Genomic DNA, 25,449 nt, shown 5'->3' with positions numbered 1-25,449 from the left:
GGGGCCTGAGCACTTATGAACAACCGTCGATTCGCAAGAACCGTTGGCTGGCTGGCGCTGCCGTGCCTGGTCGCGGCAGGCCTGTTGGCTTGGTATGTCACCCGTGAGCCGGTTTCGCCGCTGGGCGCCGAGCCTGTCGCCGCAGAGCCCGCGCTGATCGCCCGAGGCGAGTACGTCGCCCGGCTCAGCGATTGTGTGGCGTGCCATAGCGTGCCCAACGGCGCGCCTTTTGCCGGTGGGCTGGAAATGGCCACGCCGCTGGGGGCGATCCATGCCACTAACGTCACGCCGGACCCGGAAACGGGTATCGGCCACTACAGCCTCGCCGACTTCGACCGCGCGGTGCGCCAGGGTGTCGCGCCGGGTGGGCGTCGCCTGTATCCAGCGATGCCGTATCCGTCCTATGCCAAGCTCAGCGACGATGATGTGCGCGCCTTGTACGCGTTCTTCATGAAGGGCGTGGCGCCGGTGCGGCAGGCGAATATCAAGAGCTCGATCCCGTGGCCATTGAATATGCGTTGGCCGATTGCGCTGTGGAATGGTGTGTTTACCGACAGCAAGCCGTACGTAGCGAAGGCTGGGAAGGATGAACTGTGGAACCGCGGCGCCTACATCGTGCAAGGGCCGGGGCATTGCGGCAGTTGCCACACGCCACGGGGCCTGGCCTTTAACGAGAAGGCGCTGGATGAAAGCGGCAAGCCGTATCTGGCCGGGGGTTTGCTGGATGGCTGGTACGCACCGAGCCTGCGGGACGATCACAACACGGGCCTGGGTCGCTGGAGCGAGCCGGAGGTGGTGCAGTTCCTGAAGACCGGTCGCAATAAGCATGCGGTGGTTTATGGGTCGATGACCGAGGCGTTCAACAACTCCACGCAGTTCATGACCGACGATGACCTGGCGGCGATTGCGCGCTATCTCAGGTCGTTGCCGGGTGACGAGCAGCGTGATGGTAAGGCCTGGCAGTATCAGGCAGTGTCGGCTGCGGAACGCCTGGATGCGCCGGGCGCCCATACCTATGTGACCCGTTGTGCTTCTTGCCATGGGTTGGAAGGCAAAGGGCAACCGGACTGGATGCCGCCGCTGGCGGGTGCGACTTCGGCGTTGGCCAAGGAGAATGCTTCGGCGATCAACATCACCTTGAATGGCTCACAGCGGGTGGTGGCAGCGAATGTGGCGGATGCTTATCGCATGCCGGCGTTTCGGGAGCAGTTGTCGGACCAGGAGATTGCTGAAGTGCTGACGTTTGTGCGCGGTACTTGGGGCAATCAGGGCGGTGCGGTGGATGCGAAGGCGGTGGGCAAGTTGCGTGAGCACACGGGCCCGGCGAGCAGTAGCCCGATCATTCTGCAGATGCGCTGAGGGGAAAGGCGCCCTGCGAGCGAGGCGCTTTATGCAGGAGCTGCTTCATGTGGGAGCTGCTTTATGTGGGAGCGGGCTTGCTCGCGAAAGCGGTGTGTCAGTCAGCAAATTCTTCATTGACCCACCGCATTCGCGAGCAAGCCCGCTCCCACATTTTTAACCGCGTTTCGGCAGTTTCCAGTTGGGGCGGATGAAGTGGCAGGTGTAGCCGTTCGGAATCCGCTCCAGGTAATCCTGATGCTCCGGCTCCGCTTCCCAGAACGGCCCCGCCGGTTCGATTTCCGTCACGACACGGCCTGGCCATAACCCCGAGGCATCCACATCCGCGGCGGTGTCTTCAGCCTCGTCGCGTTGCTGTTCGCTGAGGTAGTAAATCGCCGAACGATAGCTGGGGCCAAGGTCATTGCCCTGGCGGTTGGGCGTGCTCGGGTCGTGGATCTGGAAAAAGAACTCGAGGATCTGCCGGTAGGTGATCACGCTCGGGTCGAAAACAATCTCGATGGCTTCAGCATGGTTACCGTGGTTGCGGTAGGTGGCGTTCGGCACATCGCCGCCGGTGTAGCCGACGCGCGTTTGCAGCACGCCGGGGTAGCGTCGCAACAGGTCTTGCATGCCCCAGAAGCAGCCGCCGGCGAGGATGGCGGTTTCAGTTTGGTTGCTCATGGCGTGTTCTTCCCCTGGATGGATACAGCCCTAGTTATGGGGCCGGGTTGAGTAATACCAAGGTTGAACAGCGCGTTACCAGCCCCGCCCGTCGATAGACCCTCGTCTCACCTGGCCCAAATCCTGCGTGCTCCAGCCCCATCAAGTCGCTACTGACTACGCGGACGACTCTTTTGAGCCCCGCCGCCCAACGGCCGCCCCCGATAATCAAGCATCCCCCTACCACCGCCGAGGCCTTCCCCCATGACGAGCCCCTCCACCGAACAGGTCAGCCCGCAAACCCTGCGAAGAGTGATCATCGCCGCCGGCATCGGTAACTTCGTCGAGTGGTTCGACTTCGCCGTCTACGGCTTCCTTGCCACCACCATCGCCCAACAATTCTTCCCCAGCGGCGACGCCAGCGCGGCGCTGCTCAAGACCTTCGCGGTATTTGCCGTGGCGTTCGCGTTTCGGCCCCTGGGCGGGATTTTCTTCGGCATGCTCGGCGACCGGATCGGCCGCAAACGCACGCTGGCCATGACGATTTTGCTGATGGCCGGCGCCACCACGCTGATCGGCCTGCTGCCCACCTACGCCGCCATTGGTGTAGCGGCGCCGATTCTGTTGTCGCTGATCCGCTGCGCCCAGGGCTTCTCCGCCGGGGGTGAATACGCCGGCGCCTGTGCCTATCTGATGGAGCACGCGCCGCGTGACAAACGCGCCTGGTATGGCAGCTTTGTGCCGGTGTCGACCTTTTCCGCGTTCGCCGCCGCAGCGGTGGTGGCTTATGCACTTGAAGCCTCGTTGTCCGCCGAGGCGATGGGCAGTTGGGGCTGGCGCCTGCCGTTCCTGATCGCCGCGCCGCTGGGTCTGGTGGGGCTTTACCTGCGCTGGAAGCTGGATGAGACGCCGGCGTTCCAGGCGGTGAAGCAGGAACACGCGGTCGCCCACTCCCCGCTCAAGGAAACCCTGCGCAACCATGGTGCGGCAATCTGCTGCCTGGGCGCTTTTGTGTCGCTCACGGCGCTGTCGTTTTATATGTTCACCACCTACTTCGCGACGTATCTGCAGGTGGCGGGTGGGCTGAGCCGGGCGATGGCGTTGCTGGTGTCGCTGATTGCTCTGATTTTCGCGGCGGCGATTTGCCCGCTGGCGGGGTTGTATTCGGACCGGGTGGGACGTCGGGTCACGGTGATGACGGCGTGTGTGTTGTTGATGGTGGTGGTGTACCCGTCGTTCCTGATGGCCAGTTCCGGCTCGTTCGCGGCGTCGGTCGTCGGGGTGATGCTGCTGGCGGTGGGCGCGGTGTTGTGTGGGGTGGTGACGGCGGCGCTGCTGTCGGAGACCTTTCCGACCCGCACGCGGTATACCGCTTCGGCGATTACTTACAACATGGCTTATACGATCTTTGGGGGTACGGCACCCTTGATGGCGACATGGTTGATCAGCACCACGGGCAGCAATCTGTCGCCGGCGTTTTATCTGATTGCGGTGGCGTTGCTGGCGCTGGCGGGTGGGTTGGCGTTGCCGGAGACCTCGCGGATTTCGCTGCATGAGGTGGGCGCGGAGGAAAAAGGCGCGGCGGCGGTGTTGTCGCGCTAGGTTCGACTGTTGTGAACACAATGCCCAATCCAACAAAGATCAACTGTGGGAGCGGGCTTGCTCGCGAATGCGGTCTGTCAGCGAAAAATGTGCTGACTGACCCACTGCATTCGCGAGCAAGCCCGCTCCCACATTGGACTTTCTTCGCTTGTTAGATTTCCACTTCCGAACTGAACAATGTGGGTGAACGCGGGTATGATCCAGGCTAAACCGGCCCGACTGGACCCACACACATGCCCGCCGCCCACACCCGCCCTACTCCCGCACCGCTCCTCAAGCCCGGCGAAACCGTGGTGCTGTTCGACGGCGTGTGCAAGCTGTGCAACGGCTGGGCAAGGTTCCTGATTCGCCACGACCGCGACCGGCGTGTGCGGTTGGCGGCCGTTCAGTCGCCCGAAGGTCAGGCGCTATTGGCCTGGGCCGGGTTGCCGCTGGATCAGTTCGACACCATCGCAGTGATCCGCGACAGGCACTACTGGGAGCGTTCGGAAGCGGTGTTCGAAATCATTGCGCAACTGCCTGCCCGCTGGCGCCCATTGCTGGTGCTGCGCGCCATCCCGCGCGTCATTCGGGATTGGGCTTACGACCGCATCGCACGCAATCGCTATCGGCTCTTCGGGAAATACGACACCTGCCTGTTGCCCGATCCGGATCATGAGCAGCGCTTTTTGAAGGAACAGCCATGAATACCTTGGTGCGCATCAACTGGATCGCCCGAGGCGGCCTGGCGTTCATGTTTGCCTACCATGGGCTGGTGCCGAAGCTGCTGTGGTTGAGCCAGGGCGAGCGGACGATGATCCAGGCTCACGGGATCGAGCAAGTTCAGGTGTTCGCCACGCTGGCGGGGGTTGGGGAAATTGTCCTGGCGCTATGGATACTGCTTTCACCACGCAGCGCCTGGCCGATTGCAGTGGCTGCGGCGGCGCTGGCGGGGCTGCTGGTGGATGTGGCGGTGTTCAGCCCGGCGATGCTCAGGGAGGCGTTTAATCCGGTGTCGCTGAATGTGGCGGGGTTGGCGTTGTGTGCAGTGGCTTGGAATACCAAGCCCTGAACGGGTCTTTATTTCAGCTCAATGGCATCAAGCGCAGCTTCCAGCACTGATAACTCAACCACGCTGCCATCGCCCAAGCGCGCAACAAGCCCTGCACAATCAATCACCACGGACACGCCCCGCCCTGTTTTATCTCCCGGGAACTTGCGCAACTTGAGCTCCACTGTGGTCGGGTTTAGCCACACCGACTGATCCGCCGACCAACGAACGTCCTCAAACTGAAAAACACAGCTCCCCTGCCCCGTATCCACAATCCGCGGTGAACACACCCACTGCGTATTCCGCGCCTCCCAAGGCGTCACCTCGACCCGGTAGTGATCATCCGGTGAGGTGGATTGGATTTCGGTTTCACTCATTGGCAGTTCCTTTTATCAGCAACACAGCCCAATCAACTGCCACGGCGTGATCTTCGTCACCATGATCAGCACGATCACAAACATCCCCGAAAACCCGAAAACGCCCATCCAGAACCATTTCCGGTAAACGCTACGGTATCCCTCATCCAGCGCGCTGCCCGTCTCGACCGCACTGAGCGCCATCTGCTGCAACCGCTTCTGCAGCACCAGCACCGGTAGCCAAAGCGCGCCCACGCACAGGAAGATGACCAGCGACGTCAGCACCCATTCGGTGGTCAGCGGCAGCCCGGCCAGCTTGATCAGCAGGAAGCCGGTGCTGATCTGGATAAAGCCAGCCGGCGTGGTAATCCAGGTATCAAACTGCACCACCATCCGCGCCACCTGGGCGATCACTTGCGGGTTGGCCGTACGGCTAGCGGCGATCAGGTACAGGTAGGAGCCCATGCCGAAGCCGAACAGGAAAATCGCCGCGATGATGTGAAGGTACTTCAGGCCCAGATAGAGCATGGGTCAGCCCTGCCCGTCAGAGAATTGCACGGCCAGGCTGAGGTTCGCCGGGTCGTTGATGGCATCCATGTATTCGTCGACGGTGATTTCGCCAACGCACGGCCGCGCACCGGGTTCAGGCACGTAGCCTTGGGCGATTTTGAGGGCCAGGGCAACGGCGGCGCAGCTGGGAATTTCCGGGCCTTTGTCATTCAGGGCCGTCAGTTGCACCGCCAGGGACAGCGGTTGCCCTTCGGTGCCGAGGCCTTGCACGTCGATGTACATCGCGCTTTTGCCATCGCCAAAGCGCTCGAACCAGGTGCCCAGCCGATGCAGGCGTGCGGCCCAGGCGACATGGTCTCGCACGATTCCGGTGCGCAGCGCCTGGGCCAACAGGTAGTTGGCGACACCACCCAGCTTGAGCCCCGCGCCAGCCTTGAAGCTCAGGGTGTGGGCGCCGTAACGGCTGGCGAAGATGTCCATGTCGGGCACGTCCACATTCGCCAACACCCGCGTGCCAAGCCCGGGCATCTTGCGCAGCGTCAGGTCCTGCCAGCCCAGCACTTCATGCACCTGGCCATGCCGGAGCTGCTTGATCGGTTTGCCTGCGTAAGCCAGCACGCCTTCGACGGTGGACAGGCCCGGCATCTTGGCCGAAGAGGAAATACCGTGTTCGATCGCGTCGATGCGGGTGAAGCGGTAGCGGTACTGATCGATGATGGCGGACGAGAGCGTCGGCACGGAGCTGCAACCACTGAGGATCGCCACGCCTGCCTGCCGGGCTTGTGCATCCAGCACGCTCACGCCGTTGACGAAGGTGCGGCAGTCGGACAGGTCGCAGTAGTTCACGCCCGCGTCGATGCAATTCTGGGCGACCGCATAGGATTGCCCTTGGAACGGCCCGCCGGTATGGATCACCAGTTGGATGTTCATCGACCGCAACACGGACGCGAACCCCGCCCCCATGGCATCGCCGCACCAGCCTTCGCAGCCGGCGCCCGACGGGCTTTTCAGCTCATCCACTTTGCGCTGCAACTTGTGTGGGTCGCGGCCCGAGATCACCAGTTCAATGCCAGGCGCTACCGCCAAATGCCGGCAAACGATGCTACCGAAATTGCCGTAGCCACCGACCACCATCACCCTGAGTGTCATTCCATTTTTCCCTGAACTATCGATCATGCGCTGAGCCTGAGGCAGACTGGCGGCTGAGGCGGCTAAAGATACCCGATTTGTTTAACCGCTTGAGCCAGGATCAACAGGGGGCGTCAAATCATGGAGCTATACACCGAGCGGCTTTACCTGCGGCAACTGGAAGCCGGCGACTGGGATTTATTCCTCGCGTTGCACACCGACCCGACGGTGATCCAGTACGTTTGCGACGCGCCGTCCGAAACCGAAACCCGCGAGAGATTTGAATCCCGGTTACCGCACTGGTTGCCAGGCTCCAGGCATTGGTTGTGCCTGGTCGTGTTCGACCGGCAAAGTGGTTGTGCCGTTGGGGTCACGGGATTGAAGCTGGAGCCCGATGAAGACGCGACGGCAGAAGTCGGCTACTTGTTCCTCAGCGGGCAACACGGGAAGGGTTACGGTGTTGAATCGCTGCAACGGGTTATGGATTACGCCCACGACATACTTGGGTTGAAGGTGCTGAAAGCTGTTGTGACCGAGGGTAATGCCGCTTCTTGCCGCCTGCTGGAGAAGTGCGGTTTCGTGTTTGAGCAACGTGAGGGCGATGCTTATCAAATTAACGGGCAGTTTTTTGATGACCTGATCTACCGGCATCGGATGGCTGGGGATCTGAGTAATGAGGCGGTGGCGATTCTTTAGGATAGGCAGCGATCGGCCAAAAGCAGGCGCTCCCACGCTGACACACCTCAACTACCCACCAAACGATACAGCGCCTGAGCGTGAGATGCCGTAAGCCCTGCGCGCTGCAAATTACGGCGACTTTGCGAGCTGGGAAGCGCTGTTGCAGCGATCAAAAGACTGCCGTGCTTCTTTGCTTGCGCTATCCGGTGAGATATCAGGCCTGCGTGATAACCCAAGCCTCGTGCATCTTTTCGGGTGGCTGCGGTCCCCAGGTAGGCAACTCCGTTGCTGGCCAGGTACATCAACGCGCCTGCAACCACCTGTCCGTCAGCCTTAAGGACGTAAATTTTCAGACGGTCATTTGCCATCAGTCCTGCAAACGAAGCCTGGCTCATCTGACGATGCTCTGGCTTGGTATGAAAGCCACTCGCATGAATGGCAGCGAACTCAGGCAGCGTGTGTAAGGTGGCTTCTTCGATTTCGAATGCGTGGTGATTCAAGGCCACATCCTCGATGGAGCACGCGAGTTGCTGGTGCGTCCAACCCCTCAAGCGCTCCAGTCGTCCCTCCCCCACATAAGCGTGCTGTTCCAACGTCGAGGCCTTGCCGATAAGAGGCGTGACGGTCGAGTACTCTGCTGATTCCTTGAGCAGGCTCAACAGTGCCTGGGGCTTGCTGGAGCTGTCGCCGTAGATACGATTGAACATTGGGCTGGGCGATGCCTTTACTTGAAAGCATGGAAACGCTTCGTTGAAAAACACATGAGCACCAAAGGGGTTTCCACTTATCCGAGACAAACTCTCAACGCGGGAACACAAATACTCGCTTTCTGCGGTCTCGATCGCATGAGCCATTCCAACATCCATGTGCGTCGTCCTTATTGCGGGATTTCCAGGGAAGGTAGCGGTAAATCAATCACAACGCACCTGCAAAGACACCTGCTAATGTACGGCGCAAATGGCTAACGATGGCAATCAAGCCAAGACATCGACTTAGCCATTTCAGACCTACCGGCCCAGCCGAGCAGCAAAAAGACGCCAAAGGGCGCCTTTTCGTTGTTAAGCGATTTTAATCACAACCTTTCCAAATGCGCCCTTCGCGAGATGTTCGTAAGCTTCTCGTGCTTTCTCAAACGGGTATACCTGATCGATCACGGGACGAATCTTGCGTTCGTTGAGAAACGCATTCATCCGGTCGAATGATGAACGCGGCGCCACGGCAATACCACGAAGGGTCGTCTGGCGGAAAATGAGGGGCATCAGATTGAGTTCAACGGTTTGCCCTGTCAGAAAGCCGATCTGCGCAATACGCCCCGACGCCTTGGTGGCGGCGACCGATTGATTGATGCCACTGCCACCGGCCACATCGAGCAGCAGATCCACGCCCTTGCCGTCGGTCAGCTTCAGCACTTCATCTGCCCATTTCGGCGTCGTTCTGTAGTTGATGCCCGCCACAGCCCCCAGCGCCTTCACGGCTTGCAGATTCTGGTCGCTACTCGACGTTGCGATGACCTTCGCGCCAAGGGCCGTAGCGATCTGCACGGCAAATATCGACACACCTCCAGTGCCTTGAACCAATACGGTCTGGCCCGGCTGGATTTGTCCGTAGTCCACCAGCGAATACCAGGCCGTGAGTGCAGCAATAGGCAGTGTTGCCGCCTCTGCATCGCTCATGTTGTCGGGTGCACCGACGGCGCTGTCCTCATGGATGATCATGTATTCGGCCAAACCGCCGGGCAACGGCGAGCCGAAGCAGTAATCGGGTTCGTTCGGCCCCGGCTCGCCATCCAGCCAACGTGAGTAAAGATGCGAGTTGACGCGATCACCGACTTTAAACCGCGAGACGTTGTCTCCGACCGCTACCACCGTGCCGGCTGCATCGCTCACCGGGATCAGTAGCTTGGGCACGCTGTGCGGCTCATAAATGCCGTCGACGATCGCTTTGTCGCGAAAGTTGAGCGAGACAGCACCGACCTTCACCAGCAACTCGCCAGCCTTTGGTTGCGGGGTCGCTACCTCTCCCAAGTGCAGGTTGTCGAGTCCGAAATCTTTCAATAACCACGCTTTCATTGCGCCTCTCCATATTCATATCAATGGCCTCGAACCAGAACCGGTTCGGCCTTGGGGATATTTTTCGCTTTTGACGGTGGGCAATAAATGCGTGAAAAAAGACATGATTGTTCTATCCTTGGGCAACAATCAGTTTCAACTTCGTGTAGGCGGGGTTCATAGGAAAGCGTTATGGAACTGCTTCAATCGATGCGACTGTTCGCCAGGCTTGCCGAACTCGGCAGCTTTACCAAAGCCGCCGAATCGCTGGACATAGGGCGCCCCCAGGTCACTCGGTATATCCAGGAGCTGGAGACGTCATTGGGCGTGCGCCTGTTCCAGCGCACCACAAGAAAGGTGGCCCTCACCGCCGAGGGCGAGAGGTTCTACGAGCGGGTGCAAGAAATTTTGGCGGGTATTTCTGCTGCGACTTCCATGTTCGACCGCTCCGGAGCAACGCTCACAGGTCGACTTCGCGTGGATATCCCGACCGCGTTCGCGCAGATGGAATTCATCAAAGGCCTTAAGGGATTCACCGACGCCTACCCGGGTATCAACATGGTCCTGGGCGTGACTGACCGGGCCGTCGACTTGATCGGTGAAGGCATCGACTGTGCGTTGCGTATCGGCGACCTACCGGATTCGACCTTGATCGCTCGCCCCATCGCGATGGCGACGATGGTGACGTGTGCCGCGCCCGAGTATCTGCATGAGCATGGCGTACCCGAGACCCTCGACAATCTGGCCTCCCACCGAGGCGTCAACTTCTTGTCCGGCCAGAGCAACAGAACATTGCCTTGGCACTTCTCGGTAAAAGGTCAGGATCGAACGTTTGTGAGCAACGCCGGCATCACAGTCACCGAGTCGAATGCCTACGTTCAGTGCGGCGTGTCGGGCTTCGGAATAATCCAGGCGCCCGGGATCACCGTGGCCGAGCATCTGGACAGTCGCGGGTTGGTGGAGATCCTGAAACCCTATCGGCCAGCCCCGCGCCCTGTGTCGTTGCTGTACCCAAGCCGGACGCATCTGGCGCCACAGGTTCAAGTTTTCATTGAGTGGCTGCAAGCGCGTTTTCCGCCGCTTTATTCTGACTGGTTGGAACCCTAGCGATCCTTTTGTGGCGCCAACGGCAATGACGCCACCAACTCAGCACGGCAAACATCGAGTATTTCATCCGCGAGAGGAGAGTCATCCGGGCACGCCCGCGACAACATGACGGCACCGATTGCATGCGCCAGCAGGTCGATCATTTTTGCTCGAACGTCTTGCTTCGTCGCACCCTCACGCGGCTGGTATTTTTCCTCGAGTGCTGCCAGCGTGCTTTCTACCCCGCTGGCAAAGGTCGCCTTTAACTCATCGGACTGGCGGGCAGCGTCACCACACAGCGCGGCCATCGTGCATCCCGCGCCCCGGCCGTCTCTGTGATCTCGCGACACGTACAGATTTATGAACCCGGCAACATCAAGGTCGCAGGTGCTGGCTACGGATTGCGCGAGGCTTTTTTCAGCTGCCTCGGCCATCAAATCCGCCTTGGAACCGAAGTGTTTGTAAAACCCTCCCTGGGTAAAACCGGCAGTGGCCATCAGCTCCGCCACCCCCACACCATCGTAACCACGTTCGCGAAAAAGCTCCGAAGCCGTTTCCACAATGTGCGCTCGGTTGGCGAGTGACTGTGTCTTGGTGATCTTCATTTCTCGCCTCCAGGCCTCTTGAACAATGGCCTGACTATACTCTGATGTCGATCATAATCAAAGTTGTTGACAGCTTTGATTATGATCGACATCATAAAACCACTGCCGCATGCCTTAGCCGCCACGGCGCAATTTCCCGTCATTGATCGACGAGTATGGAATCCGATATGAACGACAAGACTTTGTTTGAAACCTACACGCTCGGCTCACTGACGCTTTCCAACCGAATGGTAATGGCGCCATTGACGCGAAACCGTGCCGGGGCCGGCTTTGTTCCGAGCGAGCTCGCGGCGACCTATTACAGCCAAAGAGCATCCGCAGGCCTGCTGATTTCAGAGGCCACGCAGATCTCACAACAAGGACAGGGCTATCAAGATACGCCCGGGATTTACACCCAAGCGCAGATAGATGGCTGGCGTAAGGTCACAGAAGCCGTTCACACCAAGGGCGGACATATTTTCTTGCAGCTGTGGCATGTCGGGCGCGTGTCCCACACCGACCTTCAGGCCAATGGCGCAGCACCGGTGGCCCCCTCTGCGATTCGCCCGGCGACAAAGGTTTTCGTCAACAATAGTTTCGTAGATGTTTCGGAACCTCGAGCTCTCGAAATCGGCGAACTAGCTGGAATCGTCAACGACTTTCGCCAAGCGGCATCAAACGCGATGGCTGCAGGTTTTGATGGCGTGGAAATCCATGGCGCGAACGGCTACCTGCTTGACCAGTTCCTCAAGGACGGTGCGAACGTGCGCACGGATGCCTACGGTGGCTCGGTTGAGAACCGCGCCCGACTTCTGCTGGAGGTCACATCGGCAGTCGTGAGTGAAGTCGGTGCTGAGCGAACCGGTATCCGTCTCTCTCCAGTGTCCCCCGCCAATGGTGTTTCCAGCACCGCGCCGCAAGCGCAATTCGACTACCTCGTCGAACAACTCAACGCCCTGGGCCTGGTTTACCTGCATGTGGTCGAAGGCGCCACTGGCGGGCCGCGCGAGGTCGCGCCCTTCGACTTCAGCGCCCTGCGTCAACGCTTCAATAACACCTACATCGCCAACAACGGCTACGACCTGAATCTGGCTACCACGACACTGATCGAAGACAAGGCCGACCTCATCGCCTTCGGACGTCCGTTCATTGCTAACCCTGATTTGGTAGAGCGCTTCAAGACCGATGCCGCTTTATCTGCATTGGACCCAACCACTTTGTATGGCGGCGGCGCAGCTGGCTACACCGACTACCCGACGCTTACTGAAGGCGCCCAGCGTCACCACTGAAGATCACCGTTGCGTGCTTTCCAGCGATACACATGAACCGCCAATCGACACCCACACACCAGAGAGAAAGCCATGAGCATCCCTAATACCGTTCTGATCACAGGCGCCTCCACGGGCATTGGCGCCACCTATGCCGAGCGCTTCGCACAACGTGGCCACGACCTCGTACTGGTGGCCCGCGACAAGAACCGACTGGACGCACTCGCAGCGAAACTGCGTGAAAAACACAATGTCGCGATTGATGTCCTTCAGGCTGACCTGACCCAAAGCAGCGACTTGGCGACCGTCGAGACACGCCTGCGCGATGACGCCAGCATTGGCATCCTGGTGAACAACGCTGGCGCCGCGCAATCCGGCAACTTTATCGAACAGTCCACCGACAGCGTTGCTCAGTTGGTGACGCTCAACACGACGGCACTGGTACGGCTTGCCAGCGCCATCGCCCCACGCCTGGCACACGCGGGGGACGGCGCAATTATCAACATAGGTTCCGTGGTTGGCCTTGCACCAGAGTTCGGCATGACGGTCTACGGTGCTACCAAGGCGTTTGTGCTGTTTCTGTCACAAGGTATGAGCCTGGAATTGACGCCCAAAGGCGTCTATGTGCAAGCCGTCTTGCCAGCCGCTACGCGTACTGAAATCTGGGAGCGGGCAGGTATCGACATCAATACCCTGACTGATGTCATGGACGTCGGAGATCTGGTCGATGCGGCGCTGGTTGGTTTTGATCGTCGCGAGCCCGTGACTATTCCGCCCTTACAGGACGCCGATCGCTGGGATGCCTTGCAGGCTGCGCGCCAAGGCTTACTGTCGCAGATTCGGCAATCCGAAGTCGCCGAGCGCTACAAAGCCAAAACGTAAAACATCGCAAAGAAGCGCTGGCACCGGAGCGCCTGCTCCGGCCCAGCTCACGTGCAGCTTTTCAACCCGCACCTTGGGGCGAACATGACCCTCTCAGACACGACACCTCAAAGCGGCTCGCCCTCGCGATTCGTCAATGCAGCGAATCAATGGATCAACGTCAACGGAACGGCGTTCGCTTACCGCGACATAGGTCCCAACGGCGGATTGCCGCTGGTGCTGCTGAATCATTGGGGCGCCGTGCTGGACAACTTCGATCCAAGGCTCGTGGATGGGCTGGCAAGCAGCAGGCGCGTCATCGCCATCGACTATCGGGGAATCGGCGCTTCAGGCGGTATTGCCCCGACAACGGTCAGCGAAATGGCAAACGATACTGTCGCCGTGATACGCGCGCTGGGCTTCGAAAAAGTCGACCTGCTGGGCTTTTCCCTTGGTGGATTCGTGGCCCAGGAAATCGTGCTGAACGCCCCTGACGTTGTGCGCAGACTGATATTGACTGGCACGGGGCCTGCCGGTGGTCACCGCATTGATAAAGTCTGGTCAGTGTCCTGGCCGTTGATGCTCAAAGGCTTGCTGACGTTGCGCGATCCCAAGACCTACCTGTTCTTCACCTCGACAGCCAATGGACGGCAAGCCGCCAAGGACTATTTGAAGCGTTTGAAAGAGCGCAGTAAGGATCGAGTTAAAAGTCCTACACCCACCGCGTTCATGCGGCAGTTGAAAGCCATCCACGACTGGGGCAGACAGCCTGCGCAAAACCTCAGCCGCATACGCGTACCGACTCTGGTTGCCAACGGTGATACCGACATCATGGTTCCAACGGTGAACACCATTGATTTGGCACGCCGGATTCCAGACTCACAGCTGGTTGTTTACGCAGACGCAGGGCACGGCAGCATCTTCCAACACCATGCGGATTTCGTGGTGAAAGTAACGGCATTCCTGAATAACTGAAGCGGCCAAGTTTCATTCAACGCCATGAGAGTTGAATCACCATGAAAGCATTTTCAATCGACCGTTACGGTAAAGAGAATGGACGTATCGGCGAGGTACCCACCCCAGAAGTGGGTGCCTATGACGTTCTTGTTCAGGTGCATGCCACCAGCGTCAACCTACTCGACTCGAAGATCAGTACAGGCGAATTCAAACTGATCCTGCCGTATTCGTTCCCGTTGATACTGGGGAATGATCTGGCGGGAGTGGTCCTTAGCGTAGGGTCCTCGGTGCGACGCTTCAAACCGGGTGATGACGTTTACGCACGTCCTCCTCAGGAGCGCATAGGCACATTCGCCGAACTGATTGCGGTAGATGAAAATGCGCTCGCGTTGAAACCGAAAAACATCAGCATGGAAGAGGCTGCCTCCCTCCCGCTGGTCGCACTGACGGCCTGGCAAGTGCTGGTTGAAACCGCCAAGCTGAAACGCGGCCAAAAGGTGTTTATCCACGCAGGTTCCGGTGGCGTAGGCACCTTTGCCATCCAGCTTGCCAAGCTTCTGGGTGCGTTCGTCGCGACAACCACAAGCACGAGTAATGTGGATTGGGTCAAGGCACTGGGAGCAGACGTCGTCATCGACTACAAGAAACAAAACTTTGAAAAGGTTCTGCAGGATTATGACGTCGTACTCAATAGCCTGGGCGCTGATGAGCTGAAAAAGTCCCTCACCATTCTGAAGCCCGGGGGGCAGCTGATATCCATCTCAGGGCCACCGACTCCACAGTTTGCTCAAGAGCAAAAGCTGCCCTGGGTACTCGGCCTTGTTATGCGTATGTTGAGCAGCGGTATCCGCAGGAGAGCGCGCAAAAAGAACATCAGCTATGGGTTTGTATTTATGCGTGCCAGTGGCGCCCAACTGGACAAGGTAACTGCGCTGATTGAGTCCAACGTTATAAAACCGGTGATCGACCGAACGTTTTCTTTCGAGTCGACAGCCGACGCCTTGAGCTATGTCGCGCAAGGAAGATCAAAGGGCAAGGTCATCATTAAGGTCAAATAGCCCGCGTTTTTTAGAGGGCAGGTAGACGCGCAAGTGGTCCGGCGCGATGCGGTCGATGAACATGTACTCGGCCGGGAAGTACTCATTGGTAATGCGCTTGCCCACGATGTACTGCAGGCAGATCACCACCGTCGCATTAACGGCCACCACCGAGCTGAAATCACCATATACGGCAGGGTAATGGCGCGCCCCAGTGTCAGGAACAACGCAGACGACAGCAGCAGATTGACCGAAAACGGGTAGTGTCTGAAGGCAGCGAGCATCAGAGTCGGTTCCTGTAATGGGCAGTATCAAAAGCTGAGCAACATATCCTTACACATTCACCTTTCAGCCAGCATCATTATTTAGCCGCTTCCCCAATCGCCCGCGCCGCCTGAGCCAGGCGCTGCGTGGCGGCGCGGATTTCCTCCGGGTTGAGCGAGGCGAAGCCCAGGCGCAAGGCATTCTCGGGATGATCAAAGGGTGAAAACAGGCGACCGCTGCGCACCACCAGGTCCAGCTCTAGGGCTTTTTCAGCCAGTTGATTGACGTCGATTGAGTCGCAGAACCTGACCCACAACGCCAGCCCGCCTTCCGGTTCCTGCACGGCTATCTGCTCGCCAAACGCCTCCAGCAAACAACTGAGCAGTGTCTCCCGACGCCGACGGTATTCCTTGGATACCCGACGCAGGTGCTTCTTCAACTCGCCATCGTTGATCAGGTCCGCCAGCATCCGCTGCATGACGGCATCGCCCTGGCCCAGGCTCACCGCCGCCGTGCGCTCGAGCACTTCGATGAGGTTCGACGGGGCAACGATATAGCTGCAACGGAAGGTACTGCCCAGGGACTTGGACAGTGAGCCGATGTAGATCACGTGACGCTGCGTGCTGTCACTGGCCAGGGGCAAATAGGGCCGTCCGGCAAAGTGGTACTCGTGGTCGTAATCTTCCTCGATGATGCAGAAATCATGCAGCCGGGCCAATTCCAGGAGTTGCTGACGACGTCCGGCACGCAGGCTGACGGTAGTAGGAAACTGGTGATGGGGGGTGACATACATCATCCGCACGTTGTGCAGGCGGCACAGTTCATCGAGCTGGTCGACCCGGCAACCTTCGTCGTCCAGGTCGACAGTGACCAATTGCGCGCCCAACTGGCGAAAAATCTCCCAGGCCGGTGGATAACTCAGGCGTTCGACCACCACCACATCACCGAGTTTGAGCAGCGCGCTGGCGGTCAGGTACAGCGACATCTGCACGCCTTGGGTCAGGCAAATCTGCTGCGCGTCGACATTCAGGCCGCGATTGTGGCGCAACATTTCGGCCAGGGCGTCGCGCAGGTACTGGCCGCTGCCTTCGGTGCCATGGCGCACGGTGTTGGTGGTAAAGCTGTTGCGCAAGGCGTTGCGGTAGTAGCGGTGCAGGACGGCCCGGGGCAGCAAACGATGGTCACAGGCGCCATTATCGAAAAACAGCGCGCCCGGCCGGTGTTGCAGTTTTGTCACCTGCTCGCCCGGGTTGAAATAGGCAGCCGCAGGCACGTCCCGCAACGCCGGGGCAAACGACTTCGGCGCACTGGCGGCAGTCGCCGCTCCTGTCGCCAGTTGCGTACTGACGAAAGTGCCGCGACGTTGAATGCTGACCAGCCAGCCTTTGGTCACCGCCTCCTCGTAGGCAAGGATTACCGTCTTGCGGTTCACGTCCAGCAGCTGCGCCATTTCCCGCGTGCCGGGCAACAGCGTTCCGGGGCGCAGGCGGCCCTCGGCAATCGCGCTTACCAATCCTTCGATGATCTTTCTGTACGACGCCTGAGGCTGCGCCCCATCGAGTTTGAGCAGCGGGCGCCATTTGCGAAGCTGGACCATGTGAATTATCCAAAACTGGAGGTTCTTCTGGTCCTAGTCTAACGCAACAATCAAACCTCAATTGCCCCGAGGTGTTTATGCACAACCGCCATGTCGTTGAATTGTTGCCCTCGGGCAAATCCTTCGAAGCCGCCGACCAATTGCTGCTCGACGCCATGCTGGCCAGCGGTCTTGCCGTCCCCTTCTCCTGCCGGCGCGGCGCTTGCGGGTCGTGCAAGGTCAAGGTGGTGTCGGGCGAGTTCCGCGAAAAGGTGCTTACACCCGACACCCCGGCGCCCTCCTACCCACTCGCGGCTGACGAGATGTTGCTGTGCCAGAGCCATGCCTGCAGCGATATGCGCCTGGAAATTCCCGGCTGGTCGCTGGACACGCCAACGCTGGAAGTCAGCGCACAGGTGATCAGCAAGCGCGGGTTGAGCGCCGACATCGTCGAGCTGGTGTTGCTGACCGCCCAGCCACTCGACGTCCGGGCCGGCCAATACCTCAGGTTTCGCCTCGACGATGGCGACAGCCGCTGTTTCTCCGTGGCCAATCTGCCCGCACAGGATCAAGGCCGGTTGGTGTTTCATATTCGCCAGGTCAGCGGCGGCCTGTTTTCCGAACGCATCCTGCCGACCCTGCAAGTGGGCGATGCGGTAAAGCTCGAAGGTCCCGTAGGCGCCTGCACCTGGCAACACGACGATGAGCGCCCTGTGGTGCTGTTCGCCACCGGGACCGGTTATGCCGGCATCAAGCCCTTGTTGCTGACGGCCCTGGCCCGCCAGGCCGAAGTCACCCTGTATTGGGGGAACTCGTCGCCGGCGGACTTCTACGACGCTGAGTTTCTCGAGCGCGCCAGCCAGGCACATCCACGCTTTCACTGGCATCGAGTGCAGTCGGTAGACGCCCGCGTGCAACAGGTTGCGCTGACACAGCCCCACCACTGGGCCGAGAGCCAGATCTATGCCTGCGGCAACAGCAAGATGATCAGCCAAGTCCGCGAAACCTGCCTGGCAGCGGGCGCCCAGGCTCACCGTTTTGTCGCCGAAGCCTTCGTCCCCAGCGGTGCATGGACGCCAGCGGAGTCGCTCAACACGCGGCACCCGGTGCTGGAAAAAGTCGGCCCGCGCTACTCGCTGGACGGCATGCTCGCTGCCCGCGAGCAGACGGTCAGGGCCCTGGCCGCCATCGCCGACCAATTGAAAGTCGGCATGACCACCGCGCAAGCCCTCGACATGGCCAGTCAAACCTTGCAGGCCATGGGCGCGTCCCACACCTGGCACCCCACCTATATCCGCTTTGGCGACGACACCATCCGCACACCGCGCCAAGGCATCGACCCGCAACGCAAGCTGCGCGCCACCGACATCGCCGTGGTCGACCTTGGCCCGGTGTGGGATGGCTATGAAGGCGATTATGGCGACACCTTCGTCTTCGGCGAGCACCGGTTGCACGACGCCTGTGTGAAGGCACTGCATGAAGTGTTCGACGAAACCCGCGACGCCTGGCACCAAGGGCTGACCGGACGCGAGCTGTATGACTTTGCCGAGCAAAGTGCCCACGCCAAAGGCTGGCGCCTTGAGCGCAACCTGGCCGGGCACCGCATCGCTGACTTCCCACATGCTTTGTTCGGGCAAGACAAGCTGGCTGAGGTCGAGATCGTACCGAGCGAGATGGTGTGGGTTTTGGAGATTCAGCTGTGCCATCCCACACAACCGATCGGGGCGTTTTTCGAGGATATTCTGATTGGCGAGGCCAAGGGGGGCTAGCTGGCCCCCCCTACGCGCCGGGTGCCAGAGAACCCACCGATGCGCTTCACACCAAACTTTGCCAGTACGACGCCTTTTCAAAGATGAAACGCTGGCCCCGCCTCTGCACCTTGTGGAGGCGCTTCTACCTTCACCTTCAGCGCAATCAACACTGCCGCCAGCAGCATCAAGATACCTGCCGCGACAAACACACCGTCGATACCACTGAAGCTGAACATCGCACCGCCCGCCGCCGCACCCGCTGCAATCGCAGACTGCACCGAAGCCACCACCATGCCGCCGGCGCTTTCCGCCTGATCGGGCACTGCCCGGGCTACCCAGTTTGACCAGGCCACCGGTACGCCGCCAAACGCCAGGCCCCAGAGCATCAACAACCACACCTGGCCCGTCACGGTCGCCGGCAACAGCGCCAGGGCGAGTGCTGCCACGCCGACCAGGGCCGGCATCAGCACCAGGGTGCCCCGTGGCAGACGCACCAGCAGCCAACCGGCCAGCAGCGTGCCAGTGAAGTTTGCAACGCCGAAGCCCAGCAACATCAGCGCCAGCCCTTGGGCGCCGACGCCAGTGGTGCTTTCCAGGAATGGCCGGATGTAGGTGAACAACGCAAAGTGCCCGGTATGCACCAGCACACATCCCAACATGCCCACGGCAATGCCCGGACGCAACAGTACTTCCAGCACGGTTCTCAAGCGTGCCGTCCTGCGGGGTGCAAGCGGCGGCAGGGTGAACAGCTGGAAAATCAGGGTCACGCCGCCCACTGCGGCGGCTGCGAGAAACGCGCTGCGCCAGCCGTACAGCCCACCTAAAAAGCTCCCCAGCGGTACCGCCACGACAGTGCCCACTGCGATGCCGCTGAAGATGATCGACAAGGCACGCGGCAGCAACGCCGCCGGTACGAGCCGCATCGCCACCGCCGCCGCCATGCTCCAGAAGCCACCCAGGGCGATGCCCAACAGGATACGCATCAGCAGCAACACCGTGAGGCTCGACGAGACCGCCACCAGCAGGTTGGAGCAGATCATCAATACGCTGAAGCACAGCAACACCACACGGCGGTCGATCCCTCGGGTCAGGCCTGGCACCAGCAGCCCGGCGAACAAGGCGACTACCGCCGTGACCGTCACCGCCTGCCCTGCCAAGGCTTCCGAAACCCCCAGCTCGGCTGCCATCGGCGTCAGCAGGCTGGCCGGCAGATACTCCGCCGTCAGCAATCCGAACACCCCCATCGCCAACGAAAACACCGCCATCCAGGCCGGCGTCGCGGGCGCTACATCTGCACCGGTTACGGCGTCACACACACAACTGCTCATCACGGTCATCCTTCAAAAGTTATTGCGACCGGCAGTCTAGGTGTGACGATTGGGATGATCTATGATGCAAAATCTCGAATCCTTTACCGAAACCCCGGAAATGATGCCCATCGATCCGTTCGACCAGTCCTCTGACCTTATCAACGAGCTGCTGCGCGGCATGCGCCTGCGGGGTGTCGAGTACCGGCGCATCCAGACTGGGCCGGCGTTTGGCCTGGGCTTCCCGTCCAAGCCCGGGCACGCCTATTTCCACCTTATCGCTGCCGGCTGCGTCACCCTGCGCACCGAGGACGGCACCCTGTATGAACTGACGCCAGGCAATGCGGTGTTCATCTCCCATGGCGGTGCCCATGAGTTGCTCTCCAGCCCGGACGTGCCGGTGCAGGACATCGACCGCTTCAACACGGCAGCCCTCGGTGATGCGGTGTGTGCCGTGGATGCCCGGGCCGATGTGGGCGTGACGCAAAGCGCCCTGTTCTTCAGCGGCTGCATGGAGTTTGAACTGGGGAGCTTGCACGGCCTTGGCCGCCTGATGCCGGACCTGATGCTGATCGACGCCAAGGGCCAGCGTTATCCGGGGCTGATGCCGATCCTGGCGGCCATGGAGCGTGAAGTCAGCAGCGCCCGCATTGGCTTCGCCGGCATTCTGGCGCGCCTCGCAGAGGTGGTGGCGGCCATGGTGGTTCGGGGTTGGGTTGAATGTGCGTGCGGGAACGCGTCCGGCCTGGTGGCGGCGCTGCGTGACCCACGCCTGGCCAAGGCCCTGCTGGCGTTGCACCAGCAGCCCGGGCGCGATTGGACGGTGGAGGAGTTGGCAGCGCAATGTCATACCTCACGCTCGGTGTTTGCCCAGCACTTTCAAACCACCATCGGCACACCACCGCTGCGCTACGCCACCGAACTGCGGATGCGCCTGGCCAGCCAGTGGCTGACGCTGGAGCGACTGCCGATCGAAACCGTGGCGCAGCGCCTTGGCTATAACTCCCAGGCGGCGTTCAGCCGGGCGTTCAAGCGCGTTACCGGACAGCCGCCGGGGGCCAGCCGGCGACAGGCGATTTAAGGGAGCGGTGAAGTGGCTGGAGCGCCTCGCCGACTTTTGGCCCTCCCTACCCGTTCGAGGGCATAGCAGGGCCATCACCTCTCGATCATTCCCACGCTCTGCGTGGGAATGCATCCTGTGACGCTCCGCGTCACCACTGCGCAGGACTTGAACCTTGCATCGCCAGCTGGACGCAGAGCGTCCGAGGCGGCATTCCCACGCAGAGCGTGGGAACGATCATCTCGAGCCGACAAAATCCTGCGTAGGAGCTGTCGAGCTTCAGCGAGGCTGCGAAGAGGCCCTTTCAGGCAATAAAGATGTCGCCTGCCAGTCCGCCATCGCAGCCTCGCTGAAGCTCGACAGCTCCCACAGTTGCTCTTCGCAGGCTTGCACATCTGATCGTTCCCACGCTCTGCGTGGGAATACATCCTGTGACGCTCCGCGTCACCACTGCGCAGGACTTGAACCTTGCATCGCCAGCTGGACGCAGAGCGTCCGAAGCGGCATTCCCACGCAGAGCGTGGGAACGATCATCTCGATCCGACAAAATCCTGCGTAGGAGCTGTCGAGCTTCAGCGAGGCTGCGAAGAGGCCCTGTCAGGCAATGAATATGTCGCCTGCCAGTCCGCCATCGCAGCCTCGCTGAAGCTCGACAGCTCCCACAGTTGATCTTCCCAGGCTTGAATATTGTGTTCTGATCGTTCCCACGCTCTGCGTGGGAATACATCCTGTGACGCTCCGCGTCACCACTGCGCAGAACTTGAACCTTGCATCGTCAGCTGGACGCAGAGCGTCCGAGGCGGCATTCCCACGCAGAGCGTGGGAACGATCATCTCGATCCGACAAAATCCTGCGTAGGAGCTGTCGAGCTTTAGCGAGGCTGCGAAGAGGCCCTGTCAGGTAATAAATATATCGCCTGCCAGTCCGCCATCGCAGCCTCGCTGAAGCTCGACAGCTCCCACAGTTGATCTTCGCAGGCTTGCACATCTGATCGTTCCTACGCTCTGCGTGGGAATACATCCTGTGACGCTCCCGCGTCACCACTGCGCAGGACTTGAACCTTGCATCGTCAGCTGGACGCAGAGCGTCCGAGGTGGCATTCCCACGCAGAGCGTGGGAACGATCATCTCGAGCCGACAAAATCCTGCGTAGGCGCTGTCGAGCTTCAGCGAGGCTGCGAAGAGGTCCTGTCAGGCAATAAATATGTCGCCTGCCAGTCCGCCATCGCAGCCTCGCTAAAGCTCGACAGCTCCCACAGTTGATCTTCGCAGGCTTGCACATCTGATCGTTCCCACGCTCTGCGTGGGAATGCATCCTGTGACGCTCCGCGTCACCACTGCGCAGGACTTGAACCTTGCATCGCCAGCTGGACGCAGAGCGTCCGAGGCGGCATTCCCACGCAGAGCGTGGGAACGATCATCTCGAGCCGACAAAATCCTGCGTAGGAGCTGTCGAGCTTCAGCGAGGCTGCGAAGAGGCCCTGTCAGGCGATAAAGATGCCACCTGCAAGCCCCCCATCGCAGCCTCGCTAAAGCTCGACAGCTCCCACAGTTGATCTCTCGCGTATCATCACCCTCCTCGCTCATAAGGGACTCCCCATGTCTTCAACCAAACGCGACAGCGCCCGCATCGAACGCCGCCTCGTTGCGACCCTGACCGAAGCCTGTGAAATTGCCAAAGCCGAAATCACCGGCTTCGATTGGCTGACCCACGAAGTCGACTACCAGGCCTTCGCACAAAGTCTGGTCGTCATCTGGGTATTCGACACACGTGCCAACAAGGAACTGGCTCTTTCAAGCGGACAGGACCAACGCATGCGCGAGCTGACGGCCATTGCGCTGGAAGATGCCGGCGTGGATCGCCCCTCTTCGGACCGCTACGTGCGCTTCGACTCCGAGGAAGAATGTCACCTCCAGCATGGCGGCAATTGGCGTCTGCGCCTGGCCAAACTGGCCGCTGTGCAATAGCTCAAGCCATCAAGTACGGCCCACCGAACCGCTAACCGGTAAATTCCCCAACAGCTTGAGCCCGGTAGTCTTCACAAACGTTTCGTAGTCCATCGGTTTCTGGATACGGGTTTCAGCGTTGGGCAGTACATACGCCCAGGCACGCTTGGACGACACATCGTAGACCAGCTTGAACAAGCGGGTCGGCACCCAGACCTTGTTGGCGCCAATGGTGCTGTAGCCCGGGTCAAACAACGGACCGGTGAACACGTACACATTGCCGTCGGCGCGCTTGGCAAACTTGCGCACGTCCGCCTCGACCTTGCTCCAGATCTTGCGGTTGTTGGTGGGGTCCTGGGGCACCATGTTCGACAGTGCGAAGGATTGCGCCATAGCGTTGGTGCTCGGCGCATCGGCGGCAGGGGATTGATGGCCGCGGTCCACGGCCGGGTGTTGGCCACGGTAGTCGCTCAACTCGGCACGCGCGCCCTTGGGAATGCGCGGGTCGGGGTAGAACTGGTTGGTGCGTTCTTCGCCTTTGGCGTCCTGCAACTGGCGGGCATTCAGGCGTTCGACCACTACCAACGGGGTCTTGCTGGTTTGCGAGTACAGCACCGCAAAATTATCCGAGCACAGCGCCAGGGGTTTCAGGGTGGCCGGCACCGTGGCCGTGTTGATCGGTTGCGCAGACGGGAACAGATCGGCGCAGCCGTCGAAGGAAGCCCGCTGCTGTTTGTTTGAATAGAGATTTAGAGCGGCACTCTGGCTGATGGAACCCGAGCGGGAGGTGTGCTGCTGATGCTCGGCAGGCAGCTTGATGAGGTCCAGCAGACCACGAGCTTCTGCCCCGGTGGAGAGCAAAACAAGGGCCGACAGCCCAACTGCAATTTTGCGTAGGTGCATGGGTTAAATCTTCAAATGGTAGGAAGGAAAAACGTAAGGCGAGGCCCGATTTACGGGGATCAGATGGAGGCAGTGGCGATCACTTTGCGGCGAGCATTCTGTCATTGTCCTTGATCAAAAATACTAACGCGGAGCCGGCCGGCTCCGTGCGGGGCTTATTGACCATCACTATTCACATTAGTGCTGAGCAGCTCGGTAATCCAACGCGCCTGCTGGGCGACCTCTCGCACCTTGTCCTCGGACACCGCCTGCCGTGCCTGGGCAAAGTCGCTGAGGGTCTGCTGTTTGTGCCGCAGGATGCGCTGCCACTTGAGCAGGAATTCCGGGCGGCGCGCCTGCATTTGCAGCGGGCCGAAGAACAGCTCTTCAGCGGTGTAGCTCACCGGCTCCGCGCGCTCGGCAACGATGATTTCGTAGAAGAAGCGATTCTCCCGCAGCAGCTCTTCGCACACGATGCGGTAGCCGTTTTCCATCAGCCATTGGCGCAACGGTTGCTCGCCGCCGTTGGGCTGCAGCACCAAGCGCTCCTGGCCGTTGAGGCGTGCCTTGTCACTGTCGAGGATGTCGCGGATCGTCTCGCCGCCCATGCCGCAGATGCTGATCGCGGTGATCCCGTCTGCCGTCTCGATTGCCGCCAGGCCACTGGCCAGGCGAACGGTGATGTGTTGCTCCAGCTCATTCTCGCGCACCGTACGCTCGGCTGCGCGGAACGGCGTCAAGGCCACTTCGCCCGCCACCGCCGCCACAATAGCGCCGCGACGCATCAACGCCACCGGCAGGTAGCCGTGATCAGAGCCGATATCCGCCAGGCGCGCTCCGGCGGGTATATGGGCTGCCACGCGCTCCAGGCGCATGGACAATGTGTGTTCGTTCAACTGCCGTTCCTTTTGCCACGAATGAGCTGGTCGGTTCAGGATAACTGATGGGGTATGCTTGCTCACCGCACAATTGCCAGGAAGAGGTGAGCAATGACGTCATTTCGCGTTCGCGAGCTGAGCAGTACGGACACTGAAGCATTGCTGGCCTTCGAAACTCGTAACCGTGAGTGGTTCGAGTCGCATATCGAGGCGCGCGACCCTTCGTTTTACTCAACGCAGGGCGTCGCCGAGCATATTGAAGGCTATTTATCTGGCCTCGCCACCGGTGCCTGGCACCCGTTCGTGATCGAAGACGCCAGCGGCGAAATCGTCGGTCGCGCCAATCTGAAAAGCATCGACTCACCGAAGGGCTCTGCCGAAGTCGGTTACCGCGTCGGCGAGCGTTCGTGCGGGCAAGGGCTGGCAACCCTGGCGTTGAAGCATCTGATCCACGAGGCACAGGCGCGTTGGGCACTCAAGCAACTGGTGGCCTACGTGTACCCGGAGAATGTGGGCTCACAAAAAGTCCTGACCCGCTGCGGTTTCGTGCCTGAACAGTCCGCACCGGACGGCATGCCCCACAGCGAAAACCGCTTCGTTCTGTCGCTTCAAGCCTGAACACGCAGCCCCCCGGCGAAC

Annotated in this window: 26 protein-coding genes; 14 read left to right on the top strand and 12 right to left on the bottom strand. The window is 60.2% G+C overall.

Annotation, left to right across the window (positions count from 1 at the left end):
- Positions 1 to 15: 15 nt before the first annotated feature.
- The gene (locus NVB75_RS30215; protein ID WP_258344644.1) at positions 16 to 1,359 is read left to right on the top strand and encodes a cytochrome c; all 1,344 of its coding nucleotides are present in this window, start codon (positions 16 to 18) and stop codon (positions 1,357 to 1,359) included.
- Positions 1,360 to 1,515: 156 nt separating this feature from the next.
- Here NVB75_RS30215 and msrA read toward each other — a convergent pair whose 3' ends face one another.
- A complete protein-coding gene (msrA, locus tag NVB75_RS30210; RefSeq protein ID WP_063031796.1) occupies positions 1,516 to 2,022 on the bottom strand; it encodes a peptide-methionine (S)-S-oxide reductase MsrA in 507 nt (168 codons plus the stop codon).
- A gap of 243 nt (positions 2,023 to 2,265) precedes the next feature.
- Here msrA and NVB75_RS30205 point away from each other — a divergent pair, with 243 nt between their 5' ends.
- The 3 genes from NVB75_RS30205 (at position 2,266) to NVB75_RS30195 (ending at position 4,654) form a co-directional block, all read left to right on the top strand.
- On the top strand, positions 2,266 to 3,603 hold the full coding sequence (locus tag NVB75_RS30205) for an MFS transporter (RefSeq protein WP_258344643.1): 1,338 nt from the start codon (positions 2,266 to 2,268) through the stop codon (positions 3,601 to 3,603).
- A gap of 233 nt (positions 3,604 to 3,836) precedes the next feature.
- On the top strand, positions 3,837 to 4,289 hold the full coding sequence (locus NVB75_RS30200; RefSeq protein WP_258344642.1) for a thiol-disulfide oxidoreductase DCC family protein: 453 nt from the start codon (positions 3,837 to 3,839) through the stop codon (positions 4,287 to 4,289).
- Positions 4,286 to 4,654 carry a DoxX-like family protein gene (locus tag NVB75_RS30195; protein ID WP_258344640.1) on the top strand — a complete coding sequence of 123 codons (369 nt, stop codon included), beginning with the start codon at positions 4,286 to 4,288 and terminating at the stop codon, positions 4,652 to 4,654. Before NVB75_RS30200 ends, NVB75_RS30195 begins: the two co-directional genes overlap by 4 nt.
- Before the next feature lie 8 nt (positions 4,655 to 4,662).
- On the opposite strand, the gene NVB75_RS30190 is transcribed toward NVB75_RS30195, so the two are convergent.
- The 3 genes from NVB75_RS30190 to NVB75_RS30180 are packed head-to-tail and all read right to left on the bottom strand — an operon-like array spanning position 4,663 to position 6,648.
- Positions 4,663 to 5,010: a hypothetical protein gene (locus NVB75_RS30190; protein WP_258344639.1), complete on the bottom strand. Its 348-nt coding sequence runs from the start codon at positions 5,008 to 5,010 to the stop codon at positions 4,663 to 4,665.
- A gap of 15 nt (positions 5,011 to 5,025) precedes the next feature.
- On the bottom strand, positions 5,026 to 5,517 hold the full coding sequence (locus NVB75_RS30185) for a DUF2269 domain-containing protein (RefSeq protein ID WP_258344638.1): 492 nt from the start codon (positions 5,515 to 5,517) through the stop codon (positions 5,026 to 5,028).
- A gap of 3 nt (positions 5,518 to 5,520) precedes the next feature.
- Positions 5,521 to 6,648, bottom strand: coding sequence for a saccharopine dehydrogenase family protein (locus NVB75_RS30180; RefSeq protein ID WP_258344637.1), 1,128 nt, complete (start codon positions 6,646 to 6,648; stop codon positions 5,521 to 5,523).
- A 120-nt stretch (positions 6,649 to 6,768) separates the two neighbouring features.
- Here NVB75_RS30180 and NVB75_RS30175 point away from each other — a divergent pair, with 120 nt between their 5' ends.
- Positions 6,769 to 7,323 (top strand): GNAT family N-acetyltransferase, encoded by a 555-nt coding sequence (locus NVB75_RS30175; RefSeq protein ID WP_375378893.1) that lies wholly within the window; start codon positions 6,769 to 6,771, stop codon positions 7,321 to 7,323.
- Positions 7,324 to 7,370: 47 nt separating this feature from the next.
- Here the strand turns inward: NVB75_RS30175 and NVB75_RS30170 are convergent, their stop codons facing one another.
- Both NVB75_RS30170 and NVB75_RS30165 read right to left on the bottom strand, forming a co-directional pair.
- Positions 7,371 to 8,171, bottom strand: coding sequence for a GNAT family N-acetyltransferase (locus tag NVB75_RS30170; RefSeq protein WP_258344636.1), 801 nt, complete (start codon positions 8,169 to 8,171; stop codon positions 7,371 to 7,373).
- Between the two features lie 192 nt (positions 8,172 to 8,363).
- Positions 8,364 to 9,374 (bottom strand): NAD(P)-dependent alcohol dehydrogenase, encoded by a 1,011-nt coding sequence (locus NVB75_RS30165; RefSeq protein WP_258344635.1) that lies wholly within the window; start codon positions 9,372 to 9,374, stop codon positions 8,364 to 8,366.
- 171 nt (positions 9,375 to 9,545) lie between these two features.
- On the opposite strand from NVB75_RS30165, the gene NVB75_RS30160 reads away from it, so the two are divergent.
- Positions 9,546 to 10,460: a LysR family transcriptional regulator gene (locus NVB75_RS30160; protein WP_258344634.1), complete on the top strand. Its 915-nt coding sequence runs from the start codon at positions 9,546 to 9,548 to the stop codon at positions 10,458 to 10,460.
- Here the strand turns inward: NVB75_RS30160 and NVB75_RS30155 are convergent.
- Positions 10,457 to 11,044, bottom strand: a complete 588-nt coding sequence (locus tag NVB75_RS30155; RefSeq protein WP_258344633.1) for a TetR/AcrR family transcriptional regulator — start codon at positions 11,042 to 11,044, stop codon at positions 10,457 to 10,459. The two genes, NVB75_RS30160 and NVB75_RS30155, sit on opposite strands and share 4 nt — an antisense overlap.
- Positions 11,045 to 11,211: 167 nt before the next feature.
- On the opposite strand from NVB75_RS30155, the gene NVB75_RS30150 reads away from it, so the two are divergent.
- From NVB75_RS30150 to NVB75_RS30135, 4 genes are all read left to right on the top strand, one after another.
- Positions 11,212 to 12,312 carry an alkene reductase gene (locus NVB75_RS30150; RefSeq protein WP_258344632.1) on the top strand — a complete coding sequence of 367 codons (1,101 nt, stop codon included), beginning with the start codon at positions 11,212 to 11,214 and terminating at the stop codon, positions 12,310 to 12,312.
- 72 nt (positions 12,313 to 12,384) lie between these two features.
- Positions 12,385 to 13,173, top strand: a complete 789-nt coding sequence (locus tag NVB75_RS30145; protein ID WP_258344631.1) for an SDR family oxidoreductase — start codon at positions 12,385 to 12,387, stop codon at positions 13,171 to 13,173.
- Between the two features lie 84 nt (positions 13,174 to 13,257).
- The gene (locus NVB75_RS30140; protein WP_258344630.1) at positions 13,258 to 14,127 is read left to right on the top strand and encodes an alpha/beta fold hydrolase; all 870 of its coding nucleotides are present in this window, start codon (positions 13,258 to 13,260) and stop codon (positions 14,125 to 14,127) included.
- Between the two features lie 41 nt (positions 14,128 to 14,168).
- Entirely contained in the window at positions 14,169 to 15,167 is a 999-nt protein-coding gene (locus NVB75_RS30135) for an NADP-dependent oxidoreductase (protein ID WP_258344629.1), read from the top strand.
- Here NVB75_RS30135 and NVB75_RS30130 read toward each other — a convergent pair.
- Positions 15,135 to 15,317 (bottom strand): hypothetical protein, encoded by a 183-nt coding sequence (locus NVB75_RS30130; protein ID WP_258348839.1) that lies wholly within the window; start codon positions 15,315 to 15,317, stop codon positions 15,135 to 15,137. The two genes, NVB75_RS30135 and NVB75_RS30130, sit on opposite strands and share 33 nt — an antisense overlap.
- Positions 15,318 to 15,507: 190 nt before the next feature.
- On the bottom strand, positions 15,508 to 17,007 hold the full coding sequence (locus NVB75_RS30125; RefSeq protein WP_258344628.1) for a PLP-dependent aminotransferase family protein: 1,500 nt from the start codon (positions 17,005 to 17,007) through the stop codon (positions 15,508 to 15,510).
- A gap of 77 nt (positions 17,008 to 17,084) precedes the next feature.
- Here NVB75_RS30125 and NVB75_RS30120 point away from each other — a divergent pair, with 77 nt between their 5' ends.
- Entirely contained in the window at positions 17,085 to 18,755 is a 1,671-nt protein-coding gene (locus tag NVB75_RS30120) for a M24 family metallopeptidase (RefSeq protein WP_258344627.1), read from the top strand.
- Positions 18,756 to 18,832: 77 nt separating this feature from the next.
- Here the strand turns inward: NVB75_RS30120 and NVB75_RS30115 are convergent, their stop codons facing one another.
- Entirely contained in the window at positions 18,833 to 20,065 is a 1,233-nt protein-coding gene (locus NVB75_RS30115) for an MFS transporter (RefSeq protein ID WP_258344625.1), read from the bottom strand.
- Between the two features lie 64 nt (positions 20,066 to 20,129).
- On the opposite strand from NVB75_RS30115, the gene NVB75_RS30110 reads away from it, so the two are divergent.
- Together NVB75_RS30110 and NVB75_RS30105 are read left to right on the top strand one after the other, a co-directional pair.
- Entirely contained in the window at positions 20,130 to 21,125 is a 996-nt protein-coding gene (locus tag NVB75_RS30110) for an AraC family transcriptional regulator (protein ID WP_258344623.1), read from the top strand.
- Between the two features lie 1,577 nt (positions 21,126 to 22,702).
- Positions 22,703 to 23,071 carry a hypothetical protein gene (locus tag NVB75_RS30105; RefSeq protein ID WP_258344621.1) on the top strand — a complete coding sequence of 123 codons (369 nt, stop codon included), beginning with the start codon at positions 22,703 to 22,705 and terminating at the stop codon, positions 23,069 to 23,071.
- A gap of 9 nt (positions 23,072 to 23,080) precedes the next feature.
- Here NVB75_RS30105 and NVB75_RS30100 read toward each other — a convergent pair whose 3' ends face one another.
- Both NVB75_RS30100 and NVB75_RS30095 read right to left on the bottom strand, forming a co-directional pair.
- On the bottom strand, positions 23,081 to 23,953 hold the full coding sequence (locus tag NVB75_RS30100) for a DNA/RNA non-specific endonuclease (RefSeq protein ID WP_258344619.1): 873 nt from the start codon (positions 23,951 to 23,953) through the stop codon (positions 23,081 to 23,083).
- A gap of 155 nt (positions 23,954 to 24,108) precedes the next feature.
- On the bottom strand, positions 24,109 to 24,828 hold the full coding sequence (locus tag NVB75_RS30095; protein WP_309149012.1) for a tRNA (adenine(22)-N(1))-methyltransferase TrmK: 720 nt from the start codon (positions 24,826 to 24,828) through the stop codon (positions 24,109 to 24,111).
- Positions 24,829 to 24,921: 93 nt separating this feature from the next.
- Here NVB75_RS30095 and NVB75_RS30090 point away from each other — a divergent pair, with 93 nt between their 5' ends.
- Positions 24,922 to 25,428, top strand: coding sequence for a GNAT family N-acetyltransferase (locus NVB75_RS30090; RefSeq protein ID WP_258344618.1), 507 nt, complete (start codon positions 24,922 to 24,924; stop codon positions 25,426 to 25,428).
- Positions 25,429 to 25,449 lie beyond the last annotated feature (21 nt).

This window comes from Pseudomonas sp. CBS, assembly GCF_024734645.1.
Taxonomy (GTDB): Bacteria; Pseudomonadota; Gammaproteobacteria; order Pseudomonadales; family Pseudomonadaceae; genus Aquipseudomonas.
The sequence above is the reverse complement of the archived record's forward strand: the minus strand, read 5'-3'. Positions and strand labels throughout refer to the sequence as shown.